16 protein-coding genes and 2 pseudogenes are annotated in these 20705 nt (G+C 64.0%); 12 read left to right on the top strand and 6 right to left on the bottom strand.

Going from position 1 to position 20705, the window contains the following annotated elements:
• Nucleotides 1–131 precede the first annotated feature (131 nt).
• From MVA01S_RS10325 to dnaB, 6 genes are all read left to right on the top strand, one after another.
• Nucleotides 132–1709, top strand: coding sequence for a glycosyltransferase family 87 protein (locus MVA01S_RS10325; protein WP_040541993.1), 1578 nt, complete (start codon nt 132–134; stop codon nt 1707–1709).
• A gap of 151 nt (nt 1710–1860) precedes the next feature.
• Nucleotides 1861–2151 (top strand): 30S ribosomal protein S6, encoded by a 291-nt coding sequence (gene rpsF, locus MVA01S_RS10320; protein ID WP_003931678.1) that lies wholly within the window; start codon nt 1861–1863, stop codon nt 2149–2151.
• Nucleotides 2152–2248: 97 nt separating this feature from the next.
• On the top strand, nt 2249–2758 hold the full coding sequence (locus tag MVA01S_RS10315) for a single-stranded DNA-binding protein (RefSeq protein ID WP_003931677.1): 510 nt from the start codon (nt 2249–2251) through the stop codon (nt 2756–2758).
• A gap of 36 nt (nt 2759–2794) precedes the next feature.
• Nucleotides 2795–3061 (top strand): 30S ribosomal protein S18, encoded by a 267-nt coding sequence (gene rpsR / locus MVA01S_RS10310; protein WP_003931676.1) that lies wholly within the window; start codon nt 2795–2797, stop codon nt 3059–3061.
• An 11-nt stretch (nt 3062–3072) separates the two neighbouring features.
• Nucleotides 3073–3528 (top strand): 50S ribosomal protein L9, encoded by a 456-nt coding sequence (gene rplI, locus MVA01S_RS10305; RefSeq protein ID WP_003931675.1) that lies wholly within the window; start codon nt 3073–3075, stop codon nt 3526–3528.
• A gap of 496 nt (nt 3529–4024) precedes the next feature.
• Nucleotides 4025–6370 (top strand): replicative DNA helicase, encoded by a 2346-nt coding sequence (gene dnaB, locus MVA01S_RS10300; protein ID WP_040541809.1) that lies wholly within the window; start codon nt 4025–4027, stop codon nt 6368–6370.
• Between the two features lie 30 nt (nt 6371–6400).
• On the opposite strand, the pseudogene MVA01S_RS32360 reads toward dnaB, so the two are convergent.
• Nucleotides 6401–6520, bottom strand: a pseudogene (locus MVA01S_RS32360) (aspartate dehydrogenase domain-containing protein); the annotation flags it as partial.
• A gap of 174 nt (nt 6521–6694) precedes the next feature.
• Here MVA01S_RS32360 and MVA01S_RS10295 point away from each other — a divergent pair.
• A complete protein-coding gene (locus MVA01S_RS10295; RefSeq protein ID WP_003931673.1) occupies nt 6695–7192 on the top strand; it encodes an RraA family protein in 498 nt (165 codons plus the stop codon).
• 527 nt (nt 7193–7719) lie between these two features.
• On the opposite strand, the gene MVA01S_RS30390 is transcribed toward MVA01S_RS10295, so the two are convergent.
• The 3 genes from MVA01S_RS30390 to MVA01S_RS30385 form a co-directional block, all read right to left on the bottom strand.
• The gene (locus tag MVA01S_RS30390) at nt 7720–9219 is read right to left on the bottom strand and encodes a serine/threonine-protein kinase (RefSeq protein ID WP_237024299.1); all 1500 of its coding nucleotides are present in this window, start codon (nt 9217–9219) and stop codon (nt 7720–7722) included.
• A 90-nt stretch (nt 9220–9309) separates the two neighbouring features.
• Nucleotides 9310–10725 carry a neutral zinc metallopeptidase gene (locus MVA01S_RS10285; protein ID WP_157895645.1) on the bottom strand — a complete coding sequence of 472 codons (1416 nt, stop codon included), beginning with the start codon at nt 10723–10725 and terminating at the stop codon, nt 9310–9312.
• Between the two features lie 80 nt (nt 10726–10805).
• Entirely contained in the window at nt 10806–12401 is a 1596-nt protein-coding gene (locus MVA01S_RS30385) for a serine/threonine-protein kinase (protein ID WP_003931670.1), read from the bottom strand.
• Nucleotides 12402–12946: 545 nt separating this feature from the next.
• Here MVA01S_RS30385 and MVA01S_RS31965 point away from each other — a divergent pair.
• Nucleotides 12947–13453, top strand: a complete 507-nt coding sequence (locus MVA01S_RS31965; RefSeq protein WP_081529099.1) for a peptidoglycan recognition protein family protein — start codon at nt 12947–12949, stop codon at nt 13451–13453.
• 33 nt (nt 13454–13486) lie between these two features.
• Nucleotides 13487–15307 carry a serine/threonine-protein kinase PknH/PknJ gene (locus MVA01S_RS30380; RefSeq protein ID WP_003931668.1) on the top strand — a complete coding sequence of 607 codons (1821 nt, stop codon included), beginning with the start codon at nt 13487–13489 and terminating at the stop codon, nt 15305–15307.
• 133 nt (nt 15308–15440) lie between these two features.
• On the opposite strand, the gene MVA01S_RS10265 is transcribed toward MVA01S_RS30380, so the two are convergent.
• A complete protein-coding gene (locus MVA01S_RS10265) occupies nt 15441–15929 on the bottom strand; it encodes a hypothetical protein (RefSeq protein WP_064635268.1) in 489 nt (162 codons plus the stop codon).
• 113 nt (nt 15930–16042) lie between these two features.
• Here MVA01S_RS10265 and MVA01S_RS10260 point away from each other — a divergent pair, with 113 nt between their 5' ends.
• The 3 genes from MVA01S_RS10260 to MVA01S_RS10255 all read left to right on the top strand — a co-directional run bounded on the left by MVA01S_RS10260 (nt 16043) and on the right by MVA01S_RS10255 (nt 19260).
• Nucleotides 16043–16306: a hypothetical protein gene (locus MVA01S_RS10260; protein WP_303621345.1), complete on the top strand. Its 264-nt coding sequence runs from the start codon at nt 16043–16045 to the stop codon at nt 16304–16306.
• A 1455-nt stretch (nt 16307–17761) separates the two neighbouring features.
• Nucleotides 17762–18082, top strand: a complete 321-nt coding sequence (locus tag MVA01S_RS32425) for a MerR family transcriptional regulator (protein WP_390176147.1) — start codon at nt 17762–17764, stop codon at nt 18080–18082.
• Between the two features lie 320 nt (nt 18083–18402).
• Nucleotides 18403–19260, top strand: coding sequence for a TIGR03620 family F420-dependent LLM class oxidoreductase (locus MVA01S_RS10255; protein WP_003931664.1), 858 nt, complete (start codon nt 18403–18405; stop codon nt 19258–19260).
• 643 nt (nt 19261–19903) lie between these two features.
• On the opposite strand, the pseudogene MVA01S_RS30830 reads toward MVA01S_RS10255, so the two are convergent.
• Nucleotides 19904–20622, bottom strand: a pseudogene (locus MVA01S_RS30830) (IS3 family transposase); the annotation flags it as partial.
• Between the last annotated feature and the right edge of the window lie 83 nt (nt 20623–20705).

The raw sequence follows: 20705 nt of genomic DNA, 5'->3' as shown, positions 1-20705 counted from the left end.
CGGAGCACGATTCGCCGGCCGACCTCGTCGCGCCGGCGGGGCAGACTGGGCCGGACTCGCCGGCTCCGCCGGCCGGGTTGGTCTCGCCGGCTCCGTCGGCTGGGTTGGTCTCGCCGGCTCCGCCGGCCGGGCTGGTTTCGCCGGCTCCGCTGGCCGAAGACCGGCGGAGTCTCGACACCCGCGATTTCCCCAGCCGCACCGACGCGATCGGCGCAGCGCTGTCGGGCACCATCGGCGGGCCCGTCGGCCGGCACGCGTTGATCGGGCGCACCCGCTTCCTCACGCCGCTGCGGGTCATGATGATCATCGCGCTGGTGTTCCTCGCGCTGGGCTACTCGACCAAGGCCGCGTGCCTGCAGACCACCGGCACGGGTCCGGCCGATCAGCGGGTCGCCAACTGGGAGAACCAGCGCGCCTACTACCAGCTGTGCTACTCCGACACCGTTCCGCTCTACACCGCGGAACTGCTGAACCTCGGCAAGTTCCCGTACAAGTCCAGCTGGATCGAGACCAACGCCGAGGGCACACCGCAGGTGCAGTACGACGGCGAGCCCGCGGTGCGCTACATGGAGTATCCGGTGCTGACCGGGCTCTACCAGTACCTGTCGATGACGGTCGCCAAGACGTACACGGCGCTCACCAAACTGGTGTCGGCGCCGGTGATCGCCGAGGTGGTGATGTTCTTCAACATCGCCGCGTTCGGGCTCGCGTTGGCGTGGCTGACGACGCTGTGGGCGACGGCGATGCTGGCGGGGACGCGGCGGATCTGGGATGCCGCGCTGCTGGCCGCCTCCCCGATCGTCATCTTCCAGATCTTCACCAACTTCGACGCGCTGGCAACGGCTTTCGCGGCGTGCGCGCTGCTGGCGTGGGCGCGGCGAAGACCGGTGCTGGCCGGCGTGCTGATCGGGCTGGGCGTGGCGGCCAAGCTGTATCCGCTGCTGCTGCTGGTTCCGTTGATACTGCTGGCGGTGCGCACCGGCCGGCTGCGGGAGGTCGGCAAGACCACGGTGGCCGCGGCGCTGGCCTGGCTGGTGGTGAACCTGCCGATCATGGTGCTGTTCCCGCGCGGGTGGTCGGAGTTCTTCCGGCTCAACACCCGTCGCGGTGAGGACATGGATTCGATCTACAACGTGGTGCGGTCGTTCACCGGCTGGCGCGGCTTCGATCCCGACCTCGGGCTCTGGGAGCCGCCGGTGGTGCTGAACACGATCAGCGCCGCGTTGTTCGTGGCGTGCTGCATCGCGATCGGCTACATCGTGCTGACCGCGGAGCGGCGCCCGCGGGTCGCCCAGATCGCGTTCCTGGTGGTGGCGGCGTTCCTGCTGACGAACAAGGTGTGGAGCCCGCAGTTCTCGCTGTGGCTGGTGCCGCTGGCGGTGCTGGCGCTGCCGCACCGGCGGGTTCTGCTGGCGTGGATGACCGTCGACATGCTCGTGTGGGTGCCGCGGATGCTGTATCTGTTCGGCGAGCAGAACATGGGACTGCCCGAGCAGGCGTTCACCGCGACGGTGCTGCTGCGCGACATCGCAGTGGTCACGTTGTGCGCGTTGGTGATTCGCGAGATCTACCGGCCGCAGCTGGACCTGGTCCGCCAGGGCGGGGTCGACGATCCCGCGGGCGGGGTGTTCGACCGGGCTCCCGACGCACCGCCGCGCTGGCTTCCGGACTGGCTGCGCCCCCGTCCCCTGGTGACTTCGGCGCGCTAAGCGACACCCACTGTCGCATTGCGCGCCCGATCACGGTCGATTTCGCAGATCAGCGGCCATTCCGGTAGCCTGGGCCAGTTGCCGACGCAGGCGACCCTCCTGCCACGGACACGCCGTGGCCGACAAGACCAGAGGAGGTGATGGGTTTCTCATGCGTCCATACGAAATCATGGTCATTCTCGACCCCACACTTGACGAGCGCACCGTAGCTCCGTCGCTGGAGACGTTCCTGAACGTCATCCGCAAGGACGGCGGCAGTGTCGACAAGGTCGACATCTGGGGCCGGCGGCGCCTGGCCTACGAGATCGCCAAGCATGCCGAGGGCATCTACGCGATCGTCGACGTCAAGGCCGAGCCCGCGACGGTGTCCGAGCTCGACCGTCAGCTCAACCTGAACGAGTCCGTGCTGCGGACCAAGGTGATGCGGACCGACAAGCACTAAAGGGTGCCGATCGTCGGAACCGCTGCGTAGGCTCGCGCTCAACACGCCACCCGGCGATGAGCGCTCGCGCGAAGAGCAGAAGGCATAGGAGGAACTCGTGGCTGGTGACACCACCATTACCGTCGTCGGAAACCTGACGGCAGATCCCGAACTGCGCTTCACCCCTTCCGGTGCCGCGGTGGCCAACTTCACGGTTGCGTCCACCCCGCGCATCTACGACCGCCAGAGCGGCGAGTGGAAGGACGGCGAAGCGCTGTTCCTGCGGTGCAACATCTGGCGCGAGGCCGCCGAGAACGTCGCGGAGAGCTTGACTCGCGGATCGCGGGTCATCGTGACCGGTCGGCTCAAGCAGCGCTCCTTCGAGACTCGTGAAGGCGAGAAGCGCACCGTGATGGAGGTCGAGGTCGAGGAGATCGGACCTTCACTGCGCTACGCGACCGCCAAGGTCAACAAAGCCAGCCGCAGTGGCGGCGGGGGCGGCGGATTCGGTGGCGGCGGGGGCGGTAACTCGCGTCCCGCTGCCAACAGCGCGCCGGCCGAGGACCCGTGGGGCAGTGCGCCCGCATCGGGCTCGTTCGGCGGCGCCGACGACGAACCGCCCTTCTGACATACCAATCAGTGATTTTCAGAAAGAGATAGACACATGGCCAAGTCCTCCTCAACCAAGAGGCGCCCGGCTCCGGAGAAGCCGGTCAAGACTCGCAAGTGCGTGTTCTGCTCGAAGAAGGGCAAGAACCAGGTGATCGACTACAAGGACACCCAGCTGCTCCGTACCTACATCAGCGAGCGCGGCAAGATCCGTGCCCGCCGGGTGACGGGCAACTGCGTTCAGCACCAGCGCGATATCGCGATCGCGGTCAAGAACGCCCGCGAGGTCGCCCTGCTGCCGTTCAGCTCGTCGACGCGATAAGGACCACGACAATGAAACTGATTCTGACTGCCGAGGTCGAGCACCTCGGAGCCCCCGGTGACGCCGTCGAGGTCAAGGACGGCTACGGCCGCAACTACCTGCTGCCCCGCGGGCTGGCGATCGTGGCCACCCGTGGCGCCCAGCGCCAGGCCGACGACATCCGTCGCGCCCAGGAGCTCAAGAGCGTCAAGGGCCTGGAGCACGCCAACGAGCTCAAGCAGGCGATCGAGGCACTCGACAACGTCGAGCTGTCGGTCAAGAGCGCGGGTGACTCCGGCAAGCTGTTCGGTTCGGTCACCGCGGCAGACGTCGTCGCCGCGATCAAGAAGGCCGGCGGACCGAACCTCGACAAGCGGACCGTCAGCCTGCCCAAGGCGCACATCAAGACGACCGGCACCCACACCGTCGGCGTGCGGCTGCACCCCGAGGTGAACGCCGAGCTGTCGCTGACTGTCGTAGCGGGCTAGCCGACTCCACGGCTCCGGCATGAAACGGCCGGGTGGGGACCCTGAGGGGTCTTCACCCGGCCGTTGCCGTGTCCGGTGGCGAACTTTTCCCGGCAAAGCTATCCCAGCGAACCTCACCGGCTGTTAACCTTCCCGGCCCCGCGACGAAACACAACACGCCCGAGAAGGAAACCTGGCACGACACGCCGGGCAATTTCCCATCCACAGCCCCGCGACCGTCCTATCGTGCGTTCATCTGCAGAAACGGTGCCCGCGCAAGCAGTTACTAACAGGTTCTCCCCAACCCCTCAACATGGCCGACCTGAACTATCCACACGCCATCCCCAGGGTCATCAACAGGGCCGACTTGATTCCGCCCCAGCAACGTCTAACGTTGTGCGCCGCAGGGGTTGTTTGCGTCCCAGGCGGGGGCTTTGTCGGAGGCGGGAACTAACATCGGGGGCACAGGTCTTCGAACGTATGTTCACACTTCGATCAATGAGGGGAGAGGCGCTGCGTGGCTGTCGTAGATGACCGGGGTCGTCCGGCGGATCGCTCCGATATGGAGCCGCCTCCCGGCGAGGATTTCGGTCGCCAGCCCCCGCAGGACGCGGCGGCCGAACAAGCCGTGCTGGGCGGCATGCTGCTGAGCAAGGACGCGGTCGCCGACGTGCTGGAGAAGCTCCGGCCGGGCGACTTTTACAAGCCGGCCAACCAACTCGTCTACGACGCGATCCTGGACCTGTACGGGCGCGGTGAGCCGGCCGACGCCGTCACGGTCGCCGCAGAGCTCGACCGGCGCGGGCTGCTGCGCCGGGTCGGGGGAGCGCCGTATCTCCACACGCTGATCTCCACCGTGCCGACGGCGGCCAACGCGGGGTACTACGCCGAGATCGTCGCCGAGAAGTCGCTGCTGCGCCGCCTCGTCGAGGCCGGGACGCGCGTCGTGCAGTACGGCTACGCCGGCGCCGACGGGGCCGACGTCAACGAAATCGTCGACCGCGCGCAGGCCGAGATCTACGACGTCACCGAGCGCAAGTCCTCTGAGGATTTCGTGATCCTGGAGGAGATCCTCCAGCCGGCGATGGACGAGATCGACGCGATCGCGTCCGAGGGCGGCGTCTCCAAGGGTGTCCCGACGGGATTCACCGATCTCGACGAGCTGACCAACGGGCTGCATCCGGGTCAGATGATCGTCGTCGCGGCGAGGCCCGGTATGGGCAAGGCGCTGGCGCTGGACACTCCGCTGCCGACGCCTGCGGGCTGGACGACGATGGCCGACGTCGCGGTCGGCGATCAGTTGATCGGTGCGGACGGAAAGCCCACCCGGGTGGTCGCGGCGACCGACGTGATGGTCGGCAGGCCGTGCTACGAGGTCGAGTTCTCCGACGGGACCGTCATCGTCGCCGACGCCGAACACCAGTGGCTGACAGAGACCCGCGCCTCGCGGCGGAAGGCACGCGCGGCGGCCGAGATCCGGACGACGCGCGACATCGCCGAGACACTTCGGTGTCCGACCGCCGATCAGCGACTCAACCATTCCGTCGTCAACACCGCGCCGATCGAAGCGCCCGACGCCGAGCTCCTCGTCCCGCCCTACACCTTGGGTGCGTGGCTGGGCGACGGAACGTCGAGAAGCGCTCAGATCACCACGATGGACCCCGAGATCCTGATGAGGATCGAAGGGGAGGGCGTGGACCTGTCCGAGGCGTCTCTGCGGACGATCGGGGTCTTCGGGAACAAGCACATCCCGGCCGAATACCTGCGTGCCTCTGAGGCGCAGCGGCGTGCGCTGCTTGCCGGCCTCCTCGACACCGACGGCACCGTGACCAACGGCGGTTCGGTCCAGTTCAGCGTCACGAACCAGCGCCTGGCCACTGATGTCGCCGAGCTGGTCGTGTCGCTCGGCTACCGCTGTCAGGTGGCGACCAAGGTCGTGAAGGGACGAACGGAAGCGTCCTCGACGGCGTACATCCTCAACTTCTCGGCGGCCGATTCCGTCTTTGGCCTGCACCGAAAAGATCTGCTGCACAAGGAGCGTCGCGCGTCGAGTTCCGTGCGCTCCAACTCGCGCTTCATCGTCGACGTCCGCCCCGCGGCCAGTGTCCCGGTCCGGTGTGTGGAGGTCGACAATGACGACCACCTGTACCTGGCGAGCCGGTCCATGATCCCGACGCACAACTCCACCCTCGGTTTGGATTTCATGCGGTCGTGCTCCATCAAGCACCACCTGCCGAGCATCGTGTTCTCGCTGGAGATGAGCAAGACCGAGATCGTCATGCGTCTGCTGTCGGCGGAGGCGAAGATCAAGCTCGCCGACATGCGGTCCGGACGGATGAACGACGACGACTGGACGCGCCTGGCCCGGCGGATGAGTGAGATCAGCGAAGCGCCGTTGTATATCGACGATTCGCCGAACCTCACGATGATGGAGATCCGGGCCAAGGCGCGCCGGTTGAAGCAGAAGGCGGATCTGCGCCTGGTCGTGATCGACTACCTGCAGCTCATGACCTCAGGCAAGAAGGTCGAATCACGTCAGCAGGAAGTCTCCGAATTCTCCAGGCAGATCAAGCTTCTGGCGAAGGAGCTGCAAGTGCCTGTGGTGGCGATGAGTCAGCTGAACCGTGGTCCCGAGCAGCGCACCGACAAGAAGCCGATGCTGTCCGACCTCCGCGAATCGGGTTCTATCGAGCAGGACGCGGACATGGTCATCCTGCTGCACCGCCCCGACGCGTTCGAGACGGACGACCCGCGCGGCGGCGAAGCGGACCTGATCGTCGCGAAACACCGCGCCGGGCCGACGAGAACGATCACCGTTGCGCACCAGCTGCATCTGTCGCGGTTCTCGAACATGGCCAAGTAGCGCAGATGTGCATCGAAAAGATACCCAGTCGGACCTGACGTGGACATCGTGGATGTTGCGGTCCACCGACGGGTCGGCGTAGACGCAGGCGGTGGTCCGGTCCGGACCGATGCCCGCGACGACAGCACCAGAACAGAAGGGCGCTGACATTCAGCGCACGCCAGCATAATCGAGCGAGATCCGGCAGCGGTTTCTCGCGGTGGACACCGCCAATGTCGGCGACGTCCTCGACGACATGGGGCATGGCAACTACGGGCTATCGCCGCGGCTGACCCTGCACACCGGGAGTCGGCTCGCGGGCTGGGCGTACACATCCAAGGTGAGATGGCCCCATACCCGGGCACCGGCGACGCACTGAAGATGCAGGCCTGCAACGGCATCAGCCCCGATGAGGTCTCGGTGTGGAGCGGTGGCGGCGAGGGCGTGTGCTACTTCGGTGAGCTCATCGCGCTGGGCATGATGCACCGCGGATCGGCGGGAGCACTGGTCGACGGCGGCATCCGCGACGTCCGGTGGCTTCGCCAACTGGACTTCCCCGTGGTGGCTGCCTTCCGCTCGGCGATCCAATCGATCGGCCGGTGGCGGGTCACAGGCTTCCAGGCTCCGGTCTACTTACCCGGAGCCACGACCGCACGCGTGGTCGTCTGCCCGGGCGACTCCATCCTCGCCGACGAGGACGGCGCGATCGTCATCCCCAAAATCATCGTCGAGGACGTGTTGGCCAAAGCCGAGGAGATGACCGCCCGAGAGGTCGCCATCCGCGAGGCGATCGGCAACGGTCTTTCACTCGCCGATGCGCTCAAACAATTCGGCCACGTCTAACCCAGCAGCGAGACCGGCGACCCGCTGAGCGAGTGTGGTCGCACAAACCGAAAAGTGAACAGAGGAAACACCTTTGATGTCTCCTTGGTAGAGAGACGAAGTCGATCAAATCTCGTCTCAGCTCTCAGGGGCGCTGCCCGGTTCCAGTTCAGGCAGGTTGAAGACTGGCGTCGGTGAGGAAGATGGTCGACGATTTGTCCGGCAGGGGAGCGTCGATGCTTTTCGCGTGGCGGGTGTGCTCTGGCTTTTCGCACGGCTTGACCTGGGCGTCAATAGGTCTGATGCCGCAGGTGAATCCCGAACGGGTCGGGCCGACACTGCACCGTGCGCAGACTCTCCGAACTACCAACTTGACTCAGCGTTCGTCGGGAGCGCCGTCGGCACAATCGAGCGCGCACATTGTCACTTCGAGATCCGAAGGACTGCTCGACCACACAGTGTTCGGTATGAGTTCACGAGGCGCAGTAACTGTCGGTCGCTCAGTCGGTAGCCGGCAGAACACATGCGAAGTCAAGGGTGAGAAATTCTCACGGACCGGAGGCGATTGCAGGTTCTGTATAGACGTCTCCATCGGTGTATATGACCAGCCCGCTGCGACTGATGTCGTATCGAGTGCCATTGTTGATGACCGAGAACCCGGTCGCGGTCGGGACGACTCCAGGGAGGTCGATTCTTGCGTTGTCTTTGAGCCGGAGACCCTTGTAGGTGTAGATATTCGAACCCTCATCGCAGACAACGACCGCCGACTGAGACGTCCGAAGCGTTAGCGCCACAGCGTAAGAACAGAACATCCCCGCGTAGGTACCAGGGGTTGAAGGGAGCGCTGGCCGTGGCGGTGGTTGCCACGGGGTTTGGGTCGATGGTCGCTCTCCGGTGGGCAGCGGGGGGCGATCTGGCGTCGTCAGTCGCGTCAGCGATGGATTCTGCGCCGAGGTGTCGTTGTCGCGGTCACCTGACTGTCCAGCCAACAATCCCACGGCGATGCCGCCGGCAGCGAGGAACAGCGCTACACACACCGCTACTACGATCAGCATCGATTTGGGCATACCTGCCCGAGCAGGGGGCGAGGCGGTAGGCAGGGGATCTGCTGCGGGTGGCGGTGGCGGTGGCGGCGCGGTCCGAGTGTGCTGTGCGGTCGGGCTGTTTACTTGGGGAGCGGCCAGGGTGGCATTGGGGTCACGGACCGAGGGCGCGGATAACGCACGTTGGGCGGCGCGGGCCAGCGCTCCGGCGCTGCCGTAGCGTTCGTCGGGTTCTTTGGCCATGCCCCGTTCGATGACCGCATCCAGCGCTGCAGGTATACGGGGGTTGGTGGCGCTGGCGTGCGGGGCAGGGGTGTGCAGGTGGGCGTTGACGACCTGTTGCATGCTGTCGACGGCGAACGGTCTTGCGCCGGTAATTACTTCGTAGAGGACGCAAGCCAACGAATAGATATCGACCGATTTCGTAGTCGGGTCGCCGCTGAGGCGCTCGGGTGCCATGTAAGCCCACGACCCAATGGTCATTCCCGCTTGGGTAAGGCGTGTATCGCCCGCCTTCTCCGCGATGCCGAAGTCGAGAAGATGGGCGAAGTCGTCGCCAGAAACGACGATGTTCTCCGGCTTGACGTCGCGGTGGATCAGACCTTCGGCATGCGCAGCGTCTAGTGCCGCGGCGATCTGGCTGATGATGTGGACTGCGCGGCCAGGTTCGAGCGGTCCGCGCTTGGTCAACTTACGAAGGTCGGTGCCGCGAACGAGCCGCATGTCGATAAACAACTTGCCGTCGATCTCGCCCCAGTCATGAATGGGCACGACGTGCGGTTCTTGAAGACCGGCGGCCGCGTTCGCTTCGCGGGTAAATCGACTCCGATAGCCGGGATCCTCTGCGTACTGCTCAAGCAAGATCTTGAGGGCAACTACACGGCCTTTTTCAGTGTCCCTGGCCTCATATACCTCCCCCATACCCCCGCGCCCGAGCAGCGTGATGAGCTCGTACTTGCCGAATCGCGTGCCGGCTCGTGACCGACCAGACGACGCCACCACCACCCCAAACACCCCCTTGGTGCACTTTCTCCCGTTTGCCAGTGAACCACAAGCATTCACTCGGCCCAGTAGCAAGGTCTGCTCAGAAAAGAGTCAGTATTGCTGGTGACAGGCCTGCTCTGAGCCTCCAAGCCCGGCACGGAACGCTTCGATGCGCGTGAAACCGGCAGGCACCGTCAGCCCTTCAACAGTCCCGGCAGCTAGGCCGTTTGTGAGCAGCCCGCCGACGGCTTCATCCATGTCACCGGCGGCGAGCTGCAAGCTGTTCCCGCTTGGGAGCTCAATCGGTTCGGCCATCGCGGCTTGCCCCACTCCTGTCAGACAGGCAGTCAGCAGCGCGGTGCTGGGCTCATCGAGGGGCTCACCCCGGGCGTGCTGAAGTGACAGCGCGTAACGCGACGTCACTATCGACAGGCCACTGTTGTCGCCTTGTGGCAGGGAGTAATCCGAAGTCCCAGCGGGCATGGACATGGCCTGTAGTCCGGGTAGGTCGACCACAACCGTGTTAGTACTGGGACAGTACGACGCCGGGGGACTGGCTGCCCCTCCAGGGCACGAGTGGCCGTCAAAGGACAGCCCTGGCGGACTTCGCGGTGCATAGATCTGATCGAGAAGCTCCATGAGCGTCGACAGCGTGGACTTGTCGAGCGGCAGCTCGCCGGTTTGTATCTCGCCGGAGGAGCCCTGCTGCAACAGGATCGGTAGATCACCGCGCTGCTGTTCGATCGACGCGAGGTCGATGCCGGCACAGGAGGCAGTGCCGTCAACGAAACCTTGCTGGAATGCGCGGGTGCGATCCAGAGCGGTGCCGTGGCCTTCCTCCACCATGTCGGCTTCGTGTTCTGACCACACCGGGTCAGCCAGGCTGATCGCTCCGGCTAAGACCTTGTTGAGCCCCTCTCCGGTGCTGAGAGTGAAGCGTGGTGAATGCCCTTCTGCGACCCAGCGGCTGTAGGCGCCGGCAAAGCAGTCGGCCTGCTGCTCTTTGACGATGGTTTCAGTGAGCCAATCCACGATGTCTGCGTTGTGTTGTACGGCGTGGCCGTATTCGTGCGCGATCAGCGCGGCAACCGACGTGTCTCCGAAGTACTGCCGCCCCGTCGGCACGAGGAATCCGCGGTCCCAGGCAATGAAGTCTTCGTCGGAGAACAAGGGAGAACACCACATCGCGTTAGGCATGTCGTAGGTTTCGTTGCCACATACTTCGGGACTGGACGGGTCCAGAGAATCGTAGGAGACGAGTTCGTCAACAGGCTCGAAAGCTGCGCCGAAAGTCTCGGGATAAGCTTGCTGCCAGAACATCTCGACGTCATCGACCGCCGCGAGGACCAACGCATCAACCGGGCCGCCGTCGCTATATTGGGCCCCGCGGCGTGGCGGCCGAGCGTCGTCACGTAGACCGCTGGGGCCCTCGACGACCGGCAGACCTCCCACGCGGTACTCCACCTGATCCACCGCCGGACCCGCCGGGGTGTCCGGGACTGCGGAGCACGCGGTGAGCAACGCCATGGCGAGGATGGCGGTGGTGAAGAGACGACCGACGTTCTGCACGGCACCCGCGCGTCCAAAAGTCGATCGGCAATGGACGGTCAGCACGGAATCCTGAAACTGGGAGCGGTGGTGTAGTCCAGCCACTTGCCGTATGCGTCGCCACCGGCAGATCGCACGGCGGCGCACACCTCGGCTTGGGTGTCACCCGCCGGGCGGTAGACGGCATAAATGGGGTTGCCCTCGTCAGTTGCCGCGCGCAGCGAGGGGCAGGCTTGATCGGTTCGCAAGTAAGAGGCGCCGGGGTGCGCGGCCAGGAGACGCTGTACGCCAGCGGCATACTGCCCAGGCGTGGTCACCGATCCGAGGACGACGATTCCCTGACCGTTGCAGCTCGGCTTGCTCATCGGTTGACCGAGCCCGAGATCGCCCATTGGCGCGGACGGGACTCTGGGCGCAGGTGCAGGTGCGCGCGGTGGCGCGGGTGCCGCAGGTGGTGGGACACCGGGTTGGGTCACGGTGACAGGCGGTGCAGTGCGCGTGATCGTGCGAGGCGGTTCGACCGTCTCCGGCCACACGGGACGAGTCAGAGTAGGCGTGGGCGCAGCACTCGGAGATGCCGCGGGTGATTGCCCGAGTTTCGCGCCAACGAAAGCGATCAACCCGACGGCCAGTAGCGCCACGGCGACACCACCGGCGATCAGCGCCTTGCGATTGCCCCCTCGCCCGGGCTCTGGTGGTGGCGCCGTAACAAGGCGCTGCTGCGTCGGAACTCCAGAGGTGATGGGAGAAGGACGCGGCGCGAGCTGCGTGGCGTCGTATGGACCAACCGCATAGGCGGCGCCGCCCCCGATCGGAGCAGTGTCGCGACCAGCGAGAGCGGCGGCGAACTCGTGGCAAGTTTGGAATCGATGGTGCGGCTCCTTTGCCATCGCTGTCGCCAGCGCCGAGTCCATCTGTCCGAGGTCGTCGCGCAGTTTCGATAGGGTCGGCGGCGGTGAGCTGAGGTGGTTGCCGATGACCACGGCGGGATTGGAATTCCCGAACGGCACCGTGCCAGTTAAAAGGTGAAAAGCTGCAGCGGCCAGCGCATATTGGTCCGCACGCCCATCAAGCACCTTGCCGGTGAGTTGTTCGGGTGCCGCGTAGGCCACCGACCCGACTGTCATATTGGTCGCTGTCAGACCGTTGCTGTCGTCGACGCCGCGAGCGATGCCGAAATCGGCCAGTACGATGCGGTGCTCACCCTTGCGTGGATCGCTGAGCAAGATGTTGGCCGGCTTGACGTCGCGATGGAGCAGAAACCGCTCATGTGCGTAATCAAGTGCATCAGCAATGGCGGCGACAACGCCGAGGACTTCCTTCGGCGGCATTCCGTGCGGATACCGTTCGCGCACCAGCCTGGCTGCGTCGGTGCCTTCGACGTAATCCATCGTGATCCACAACTGGCCGTCATGCTCACCGCGGTCGTGGATTGAGACGATGTGCGGGTGCCACAGCGACGCGGCGATGTCAGCTTCACGGGCGAACCGTTGGCGGTAATCCGGGTCGGCGCTTATGTTCGCCGGGAGGATTTTTAGGGCCTCCTGGCGGGGCAGCCGGGGGTGCTGCACAAGATAGACCTCGCCCATCCCCCCGCTGCCCAATAAGCGCTGAATGGTGTAGCCGGCAAAGACCGCCCCTTCAGCAATGGGCATGCGCGAATCTTAACCAGGACCATCGACAGAGGTGGCCTTATCTGCCGGTTAAGCGATCAGCGGAGGCAACGGCCTGCCTCGATTCGCGAACTCACCACTGGTTCGTTGAATTGGAGCTACACCCGTTCTGGCCACGATGGATGGTCCCAGCACCTGCCGCTATCCGGTAGAAGTCACACCGTAACCGCATTGGCCTCCGTATCGTGGCGGGCATGCGCACACGGGGGGCGGATGTGTCCGGTGGTGTTTTCGATGGCCCGTTCAACCGTCGACAGCTCTTGGCTCTCGCCGGGACTGCGAGTTTAGCAACCGCGCTCAGTGCTTGCTCGCAACCGTCCGTGGTGGCGAATTCCGCCACACCAGAAAACCCTCCCGCCCCGCCGTCAACCCCACAGACCACCACAGCTCAGGCAGCGCCGCCGGAGCCACCGCCGCCGATAGAGCAGACGGTGCCGTCGTCGACAGTCGTACCGCGCATGATCTCCCGGGACGGTTGGGGTGCCCAGTCGGCTCGACCCGGCGGCATTCCGCACACCCCCACCCGCATGACTATTCATCACACGGGAGTGGTGCTCGGCGATAACCGCAACGCCCCCGCCCGATTACTTCAACATCAGCAGCTGCACCAGAACCAACATGGGTGGATCGACATTGCCTACCACGTCGGCGTCGACCGCAACGGCAACATCTACCAACTACGCGATCCCTGGATCAAAGGCGACACCGCCACTGAATACGACACCACGGGCCACTTCCTGGTCCTCTGCGAAGGCAACTTCGAGGAAGAGGTAGTCACCGAAGAACAGCTACAGGGCGCTGCGATGGCGTTCGCATGGGCCCGATCCGAATTCCCCATTAGCTCGACCGAGGTCGAAGGACATCAGGATTACGCGGCCACCGCGTGTCCTGGTGCCGGCCTGTATGCCCACGTCGAGTCGGGAGATCTCACTCGCCGTGTGGACGCCTTACTCGCCGCCGGACCGTTCAGCTTGCCGATGATCAGCGGCCCCGAAGCCGCGCAGCTTGTGGCCGCCATAGAGGCCGGGCAATAGGACGAAAATACGGATGATGGGGGCATTCGGGCTATGGCACTAAGCGAGGGGCAGCACTTCGCGGGCTACACAATTCTCCACCAGCTCGGTAGTGGCGGGATGGGAGAGGTGTATCTCGCGCAGCATCCACGGTTACCTCGTCGCGACGCCATCAAGTTGCTCCCCCCGGAATGGTCCGCCGACGAGGAGTACCGCGCACGATTCACTCGCGAAGCCGATCTGGCGTCAACACTGTGGCATCCCAACATCGTTGGCGTACACGACAGAGGCGAGGCGGACGGCCAGCTGTGGATCTCGATGGACTTCGTCGACGGTCTCGACGCGGCGAAACTGGTAGCAGAGCGCTACCCCGCCGGAATGCCGGTCGACGAAGTGGCGCGCATCGTGACAGCAATCGCCAGCGCGCTCGACGCGGCCCACAAGCGAGGTCTCCTTCACCGAGACGTCAAGCCAGCCAACATCATGCTCACCCATGTCGACGACGACGAAGAACAGCGTGTGCTGCTAACCGATTTCGGAATAGCCCGCAACGCCAACGACATCAGCGGACTCACCGCGACGAACATGACTGTCGGAACCGTCGCCTACTGCGCGCCCGAACAGCTCCTAGGAGAAGACGTCGATGGGCGTACCGACCAATACGCGCTCGCAGCGACCGCCTACCACCTACTAACCGGAGAACCGCTCTTTGCGAACTCGAACCCCGCCGTCGTCATCAGCCGCCACCTCAACAATTCGCCCCCCGCACTCGCCGACACTCGACCCGAACTTGCGAAACTTGATGCTGTATTGGCTGCGGCACTTGCCAAGCAACCCGACGACCGCTTTCGACGATGCGGCGACTTCGCCCGCGCGTTCGCCGAGCAGTCGGGCCCAGCTCGGGGACTAGCAGCCGCCACGACAACGCCAGCAGCCATTCATAGACCCAAACGCGTTGGCGCAGAAATCGAGATCGTACCCACCATCGCTAAGCGGCAGCACGGGACCTTAGTCGCCGTCGCGATCGTCGCGGCTGTCGTAATCGTTGGCGGAGTCCTCTTCACATGGCGCCCTTGGCATTCCGAAACATCCGCGAGCCCGGATCGCTCACAAGCCCAGTCGCCCAGCGTGTCTGCACCAGCTCAAAGCTCACTAGTGCGGCCAGCACCACCGCCCCCGCCGCCGCCGCCACCCACACTGTCGCCCCACGAAATCGATGGCGTCCTGCTCTCCGATACTGAACTGAGCAGGATCCTGGGGGTCGAAGTTACCGATGACCCTTCTGGTGGCGGGGGAGGAGGGCTCGCACTCGACTCGGCTTTCTACGGGACGTCGGACCACTCAGACCAAGTGACGCCGAGGTCATGCGTCGGAGTGGTGTTTACCGGTGAACATGAGGTATACGACCCTGCTGGCGCGACCGCGATGAAGACCCGCACCTTCGGAAGCTTGTACGGCGGATCCGCAGGAGAACCACACCTCCTACAGCAGACCGCTGCCACTTTTCCCTCTGCCGCCGATGCGCAACGCTTCCTTACTGCATCCCAAACACAGTGGGAGGCTTGCGCGAACGCCGAGGTCGACGCAATTCTCGGCTACGAGAACGGTGCGGGATACGTCCTCGGTCCTGTGCACCGCAATGCGGATGTCATCGCCATCTCCATGGCGAAGAACGACGGGCTGAACGGGCCGGGCGCCTGCCAACAGGCTCTAGGTGCACAACTCAACGTGGTCGCCGAGGTTCGGACCTGCGGGGTGCCTCAGGGTGCCACCGCATATGGGCCGACCGAAGGCTTCCCTAAGGACCCAGATTGGGCGCCACCAGACGCTGAACGGGTCGTCGAAGAGATGCTCCAAACCGTCAGCGCTAGCTGAACGTTGCGCGGCGTTATCAGCGGAATCGCCGTCCCTGAAGAAGAAGTCGTGGTGGCGAATCGACTGGCGCGAGAGAAGACCAAGGGTCCCGATCCGATTCGGGATCTGCTGGAATGCCCGTGCCAGCTCGCGCTCACCTCTTTGTCTGCTGGGCGGCCCTGTATTCGGCGCGCACGCGGTCGTAGTCCTCGTCGGTCAGCGAGCCGAAGTAGGTCACAGCGGCCGGTGACCACGCATACGAGACCCCCTTGCTGTGTTTCCAGGCATACGTCTCTTTGCTGCGCAGGTCTTCCTTCCATGAGATCGCCTGGTGGTCATAGGTGGTCAGAGTGCGGCCGTTTCGTTTGGCGTTCACCCGATCCAGCAGCTCCTTCAAGCTGAAGGGGTGTGTAACGTTCGGGTCGGTTTTTTTTACCACGACCTGTCCGGTTGCGTCCGGGGATACCGCGACGACGAGGTCTGCGCTAGTCATCTTCTTCACCGACCGTAGGTTGATGTCGTAGATAGTCGCGATTCGGGCCACGTCACCGCCAGCGGCGTCCACCGCATCCATCATGGAGCGCAGCTCGCCGATGAACTCCTGAACTTCTCTGACCATCGTGGAGCCCGTATCGACACGCATGAAGGACACAGCATCTGCGGGCGCGGTGGCACAGTACTTCGCTGTTAGGGCCCCGCTACCGAGGTGCTGGGGGCGCCGAAGTTTTTCCGCCTAGCCCGTAACTAGCTGGTGCGATTGCTCAAATTCAGGCGCAGATGGAGTCTGCGCTAACCGACTTCCGTGACATCGTGAAGCAGACGACAGAGGCCGAACCGGTCGAAACGGCGGTGGTTAGGGGTGCGGTGATCGCTGGCACGCTCGCGTCGATTGATGGTGATGCGAGGAGGTTGTCCTTTATGCGTTTCAGGGAAGGGTTCCAGGGCGTACAGATACTCACCTTTGATGAGTTGGGCGATCGGCTACGAGGACTGCATGCGATGCTCAAAACTCAACCATGACATCAACACAGACGCCGTCCTCGTTTCACAGCCGATTTTTTGCGAGTCTGTTATCGCAGAGGGTCAGTCTTCTGCGAAAACTGCGGGCACGGTTGTCGCTGACACGGCCGGGCATCGACGGATTGTGCGGCTAAGATGCGTCGCCACGTCTGAAAGTGGCATCGTGGAACAGCCGTCGGCCGGGTTCGGCTACGACTACTGGTTCAGGACTTGGCACTCGTCCGCGGTTCGTTTGAATAAGGTCAATGTTTCGACGAAGGTAGCCCCGTTGAAAGGCCCGAGGCGGCCCTCGCCAAGTCGGTCCACTTGTTCTGATCCAGGTAGACGGTGAGCACACGTTCATCTTGGCCTTCGGCATGACAACTCCCACAGGAATCGGCTGCGGCTGCGCGAGTGGGAACTTCAGGGATTCACTGCGACTTCGGCGCCGGGTAGTGCTTCTGCTGACCCGGCAACCGGGCGGATCGTGAACAGCTCGCCGCTAACTTCGGGCCAGCGGCTATTATCGACAACACCGTGGTCGTTAGCGAAGGCGCTCAACGCCTATCTCGTTCGAGTCGTGACCTACCGGACAATCGCTGAGCTGGACGTTCGCAACGAAGATTAACAAACCTCCGCGACACGCCGAAGTCTTGTCAAAGTAGCCTGGCGAGTCCTATCAATCCTCGCTGCATCTCGACATCGTGTGTGGCTGCTCAAGTTTGATGTTCAACCCAAATGTCCAGACGATGTCCAATTGGACATGGAAGTGAGATTTTTCGGACTGAGAGCAGGGCCTGTCTTCAAACGATGCAATCGCGCGGGCGACTCGAAGGGCAGAGGGTCGTCGAATGCACATAGAGAGTGTCAAGCTCACGAACTTCCGTTGCTTGACTCGAAATCGTAACCGTTACAGCTGGATTCGAAGATTACCGCGCTCGTGGGCGCCAACGGATCCGGGAAGACTGCCGTCTGTGTAGCTTTGATGCGCCTCTTTTGCGTGTCGCGGGACCAGCGGACAGTTCGAGTGGAGGACTTTCATGCGCCCGCGGGTGAGTCGGACGCTCCTGCCACTCGCACGCTGAGCGTGGAAGTGACCCTGTCATTTTCCGAGTTGGACACCGCCGAAAGCGGGAGGCAGAGGAAGAAGAGGTGAAGGAACGGGACCGCTGCTCTGTGTTGACGCAAGTGGGCGAGGACTTGTGGGATCCGGTACTCGTAAAACGGTGGTGAGTGTGGCCAGTGCTCGATCCACCTCGCAGGCGTCGAGCGCGGTCATGTACGTGCGTTGTTCGGGTGTGCATCCCAGTCTGCGGTGTTGGGCATGACCCCGCAATGGAGGTTGCCGTAAGGGAAAGGTCACCCCCTGGGCGGCGAAACCATCGGAGCCGCGCCGTGATGTTGACCTTCCCCCGGGGGGAGACTGCACGATGGCCTCACCCGTAGGACGCAGAGCGGATCTTAGAGGAGGGCGCCATGGCCGCGAAGGTCTCGATCGGCGACTTCGCCGTCATGACGGGCCTCAGTCGCAAGGCGCTACGGCTCTACCACGATATCGGCATAGTCGAGCCGGCGCGCATCGACGTCCACACCGGGTACCGCGTCTACGACACCAGCCAGGTCGATCACACGCAGGTCATCCGCCGATTCCGACGGGCTCTACGACCGAACACTGTTCCTCGAATCACATGGCAGCGCAGACGTGTTCGTCTCCGCGCCGCCATCCGCTCATCCCCCGGACGGTGTCCAGGCCGAGGTCCTGCCTGCAGCCGAATACGCGGTTCTCCCCACGCGTAGGCCACGACGACGGCATCACTGCAGTTACGCGGCGCTGGGTACATACGTGAACGAACGTCTGATCAGCCACCAGGGGCCGATCCGCGAGCACTACATCGGCAGCACGCACTCACAGCCGACGAAGTTCACCGCTACGGAGGTCCGCTGGCCGATCTTCAGCACTGCCCACCCCCGGAGTGGCGGCAGCCCTCGGCGAGTTCACTCCCGGAACGCACGGTGACGCAAACCCATCAGGTCGATTCCCAAACCCCGACGGGGCGCCAGTCCCCGCGGTTTACCTCGCGCCCATGTATGGGCCGATCCCGAAGGAGACGGTTGACGTGCACGAACAGTTCGGCACCTACGGAGCCTGGCTCAATCCCGCACTGGGCGACGCCCCCCGTGTCGAGTACGCGCCCGAGCTCGAAGAGCTCGGCTACCAGACGATCTGGGTGGGGATCGGCCCCGACCCCGTAGGTGACATGCGCTTGCTCGAGCAGATGATCGCCGCGACGAAACATGCGGTCATCGCGAGCGCGATTATCAACATGTGGCAAGACGATCCCCGCAGCATCGCTCAGCACTACCACCGGATCGTCGATCGCTACGGACCTCGCCTGCTGCTGGGAGTCGGCCTCGGCCACCCCGAGAAGCGAGACGCCTACGACAAGCCCTACGCGCGTATCGTCGATTATGTCGACCGGCTTCTCGATGACGGTGTACCGGCCGACGCGATCGTGATCGGCGCCCTGGGGACCAAGACTCTTACACTGGCCGGCGATAAGACGTTAGGTGCGCATCCCTATCTCACCGTGCCCGCGCACACGCGGCATGCGCGAGAGCTGCTGGGCAGCAATGCATTCCTGGCACCCGAGCACAAGGTCGTGCTGACCGAGGACGACGAGAAGGCACGAACGATCGGCCGTTCCGCGGTCCAGAACCCCTACCTGGGCTTGCGCAACTACACCAACAACTTGTTGCGGCACGGGTTCACCCAAGCAGATGTCGACAGATCAGGCAGCGACGCACTCATCGATGCCCTGGTCGCTCACGGTTCCCCGGAGCGGATCTACGCCCGGATCAACGATCACCTCGCCGCGGGTGCCAACCATGTCGGCATCCAGGTTTTCGCCGAGGACCCCACCGCATCACCGGTGCCGGCCTTCCGCGCCTTGGCCGAGTATCGCCCCGCCCAGTGAAGAATTCGGGTTTCAGGTTTGCCGGCAGATCAATGTCGAATACCAGCGCAAGCTCGACGCGACGTTCGCTTTGGGCGACGTAATGCAGGGGCGCGAATCGGGCCCGACTTCCGTCGTGGGTTCCGTGATCGCGTGAGAGCTACCACCACCGACTAGCGGTCACCGACCTGGTGGCCGCACGCCCGCTCAGAGGTAGGCAACCGCGCACGCTGCGTGTCGTTGAGCCGACCTGTTCCCCCCTGGCAGCGATTCTGGTCTCGGCTCCGGTTGGATTCTGAGCAGCCTGCTCCGAGGTGGGGTCTAGTCAACGTCGCAACACCGACGGACTGCTTGACGCTAGCAGGGCGGCGAATAAATCGTCGGGGCAGCGGTTTTGGAGGACTATCCGGAGACGCTGGGTTGCGTCCAGCAGAGTGGTCTACGAGTCGACCTGATCAGCGGTACCGGCGTGTCGTAGCCGAGTGATTGAAGGTCATCGCGTGATTCTTCGAGAGACCGTCCAAAGTCGGACTCGGCCGCTGCGTTGCGGCGAAGCTCCGGGCGTGTCTCATTGACTGTGTAAGTGGTTGGGCCTAAATGGTGGTCAGGCATGCTGGCCACCGGACAGGAGTGAATCGCTTTGTCTCGTTCTGAATCGTCTGCCGAGCTTGCCCTCGTCGGTGCGGTGCTCGGTGATGTCGGCCAGCCAGACTTGGTCGGCAGCCTGTGCGCTGAACTGACGTTGCACGAGGTCGTCATGCACCGGTGGGCCGGATCCACGGTTCAGTCCCCGCTTCTTGGCGAAGACCGACCAGATCCGCTCCTGGGAACACTACCGGGCGACACGGTTCTCGCCGGCGACGATCCCGCGACCGGGCAATTCATCAGCGATGAACCGGTAGCCGAAGGCGGGGTCGTCGGCGTGGATGTCGCGGGCGGCGTTGATCAGGTGCGCATCGCCCCAATCACGCTGCGACAGAGGTGCTTTGCGCCATCTATAGAACGCCTGGGTGGAGAATCCCAGGACCCGGCAAGTCACCGTGACGGGAATCCCGTCATCGGCAAGGTCGAGGACCAGCGGGTACATCATTTTGGGTTGGCGGCCCGGGACAAGTAGCCGACCGCACGGCGCATCACTTCGGCCTCCTGCTCGAGGAGCTTGATCCGCTTGTGTGCATCGCGTAGCTGGGCGGCCATGTCTTCCGTGGCGGCGGCCGGCCCCGGCCTCGCAACGCCATCTTGGCGACCGGCGATCTTGAGCCAGCGGTGCAGGCAGGCCTCCGAGATCCCGAAGTCCTTCGCGACCTGGCGCAACGGCGCCTCGCCCTTGCGGGCCACGGCAACGACGTCAGCGCGGAACTCGGCGGGAAACGGCTTCGGCACCAGACTGACCCTTCCAGCAAGGACGAATCCTCACAGGTCAGGAGTCAACCAAACCGGGGGCAGTCCCCACTTGGGAAATGCGA

Source organism: Mycolicibacterium vaccae NBRC 14118 = CIP 105934, from assembly GCF_001552715.1.
Lineage (GTDB): Bacteria > Actinomycetota > Actinomycetes > Mycobacteriales > Mycobacteriaceae > Mycobacterium > Mycobacterium vaccae.
Note: the sequence above shows the minus strand (reverse complement) of the source record. Positions and strands in the feature narration are given on the sequence as shown.

Excerpts from the sequence above, each read along its gene's own strand:
- MVA01S_RS10265 (WP_064635268.1), bottom strand. The coding sequence starts at position 15,929 with ATGCGTGTCGATACGGGCTCCACGATGGTCAGAGAAGTTCAGGAGTTC.
- MVA01S_RS30385 (WP_003931670.1), bottom strand. The coding sequence starts at position 12,401 with ATGCCCATTGCTGAAGGGGCGGTCTTTGCCGGCTACACCATTCAGCGC.
- MVA01S_RS30380 (WP_003931668.1), top strand. The coding sequence starts at position 13,487 with ATGGCACTAAGCGAGGGGCAGCACTTCGCGGGCTACACAATTCTCCAC.
- rpsR (WP_003931676.1), top strand. The coding sequence starts at position 2,795 with ATGGCCAAGTCCTCCTCAACCAAGAGGCGCCCGGCTCCGGAGAAGCCG.
- MVA01S_RS10295 (WP_003931673.1), top strand. The coding sequence starts at position 6,695 with ATGGCCCCATACCCGGGCACCGGCGACGCACTGAAGATGCAGGCCTGC.
- MVA01S_RS31965 (WP_081529099.1), top strand. The coding sequence starts at position 12,947 with ATGACTATTCATCACACGGGAGTGGTGCTCGGCGATAACCGCAACGCC.
- rplI (WP_003931675.1), top strand. The coding sequence starts at position 3,073 with ATGAAACTGATTCTGACTGCCGAGGTCGAGCACCTCGGAGCCCCCGGT.
- rpsF (WP_003931678.1), top strand. The coding sequence starts at position 1,861 with ATGCGTCCATACGAAATCATGGTCATTCTCGACCCCACACTTGACGAG.
- MVA01S_RS10285 (WP_157895645.1), bottom strand. The coding sequence starts at position 10,725 with ATGGCGTTGCTCACCGCGTGCTCCGCAGTCCCGGACACCCCGGCGGGT.
- MVA01S_RS32425 (WP_390176147.1), top strand. The coding sequence starts at position 17,762 with ATGGCCGCGAAGGTCTCGATCGGCGACTTCGCCGTCATGACGGGCCTC.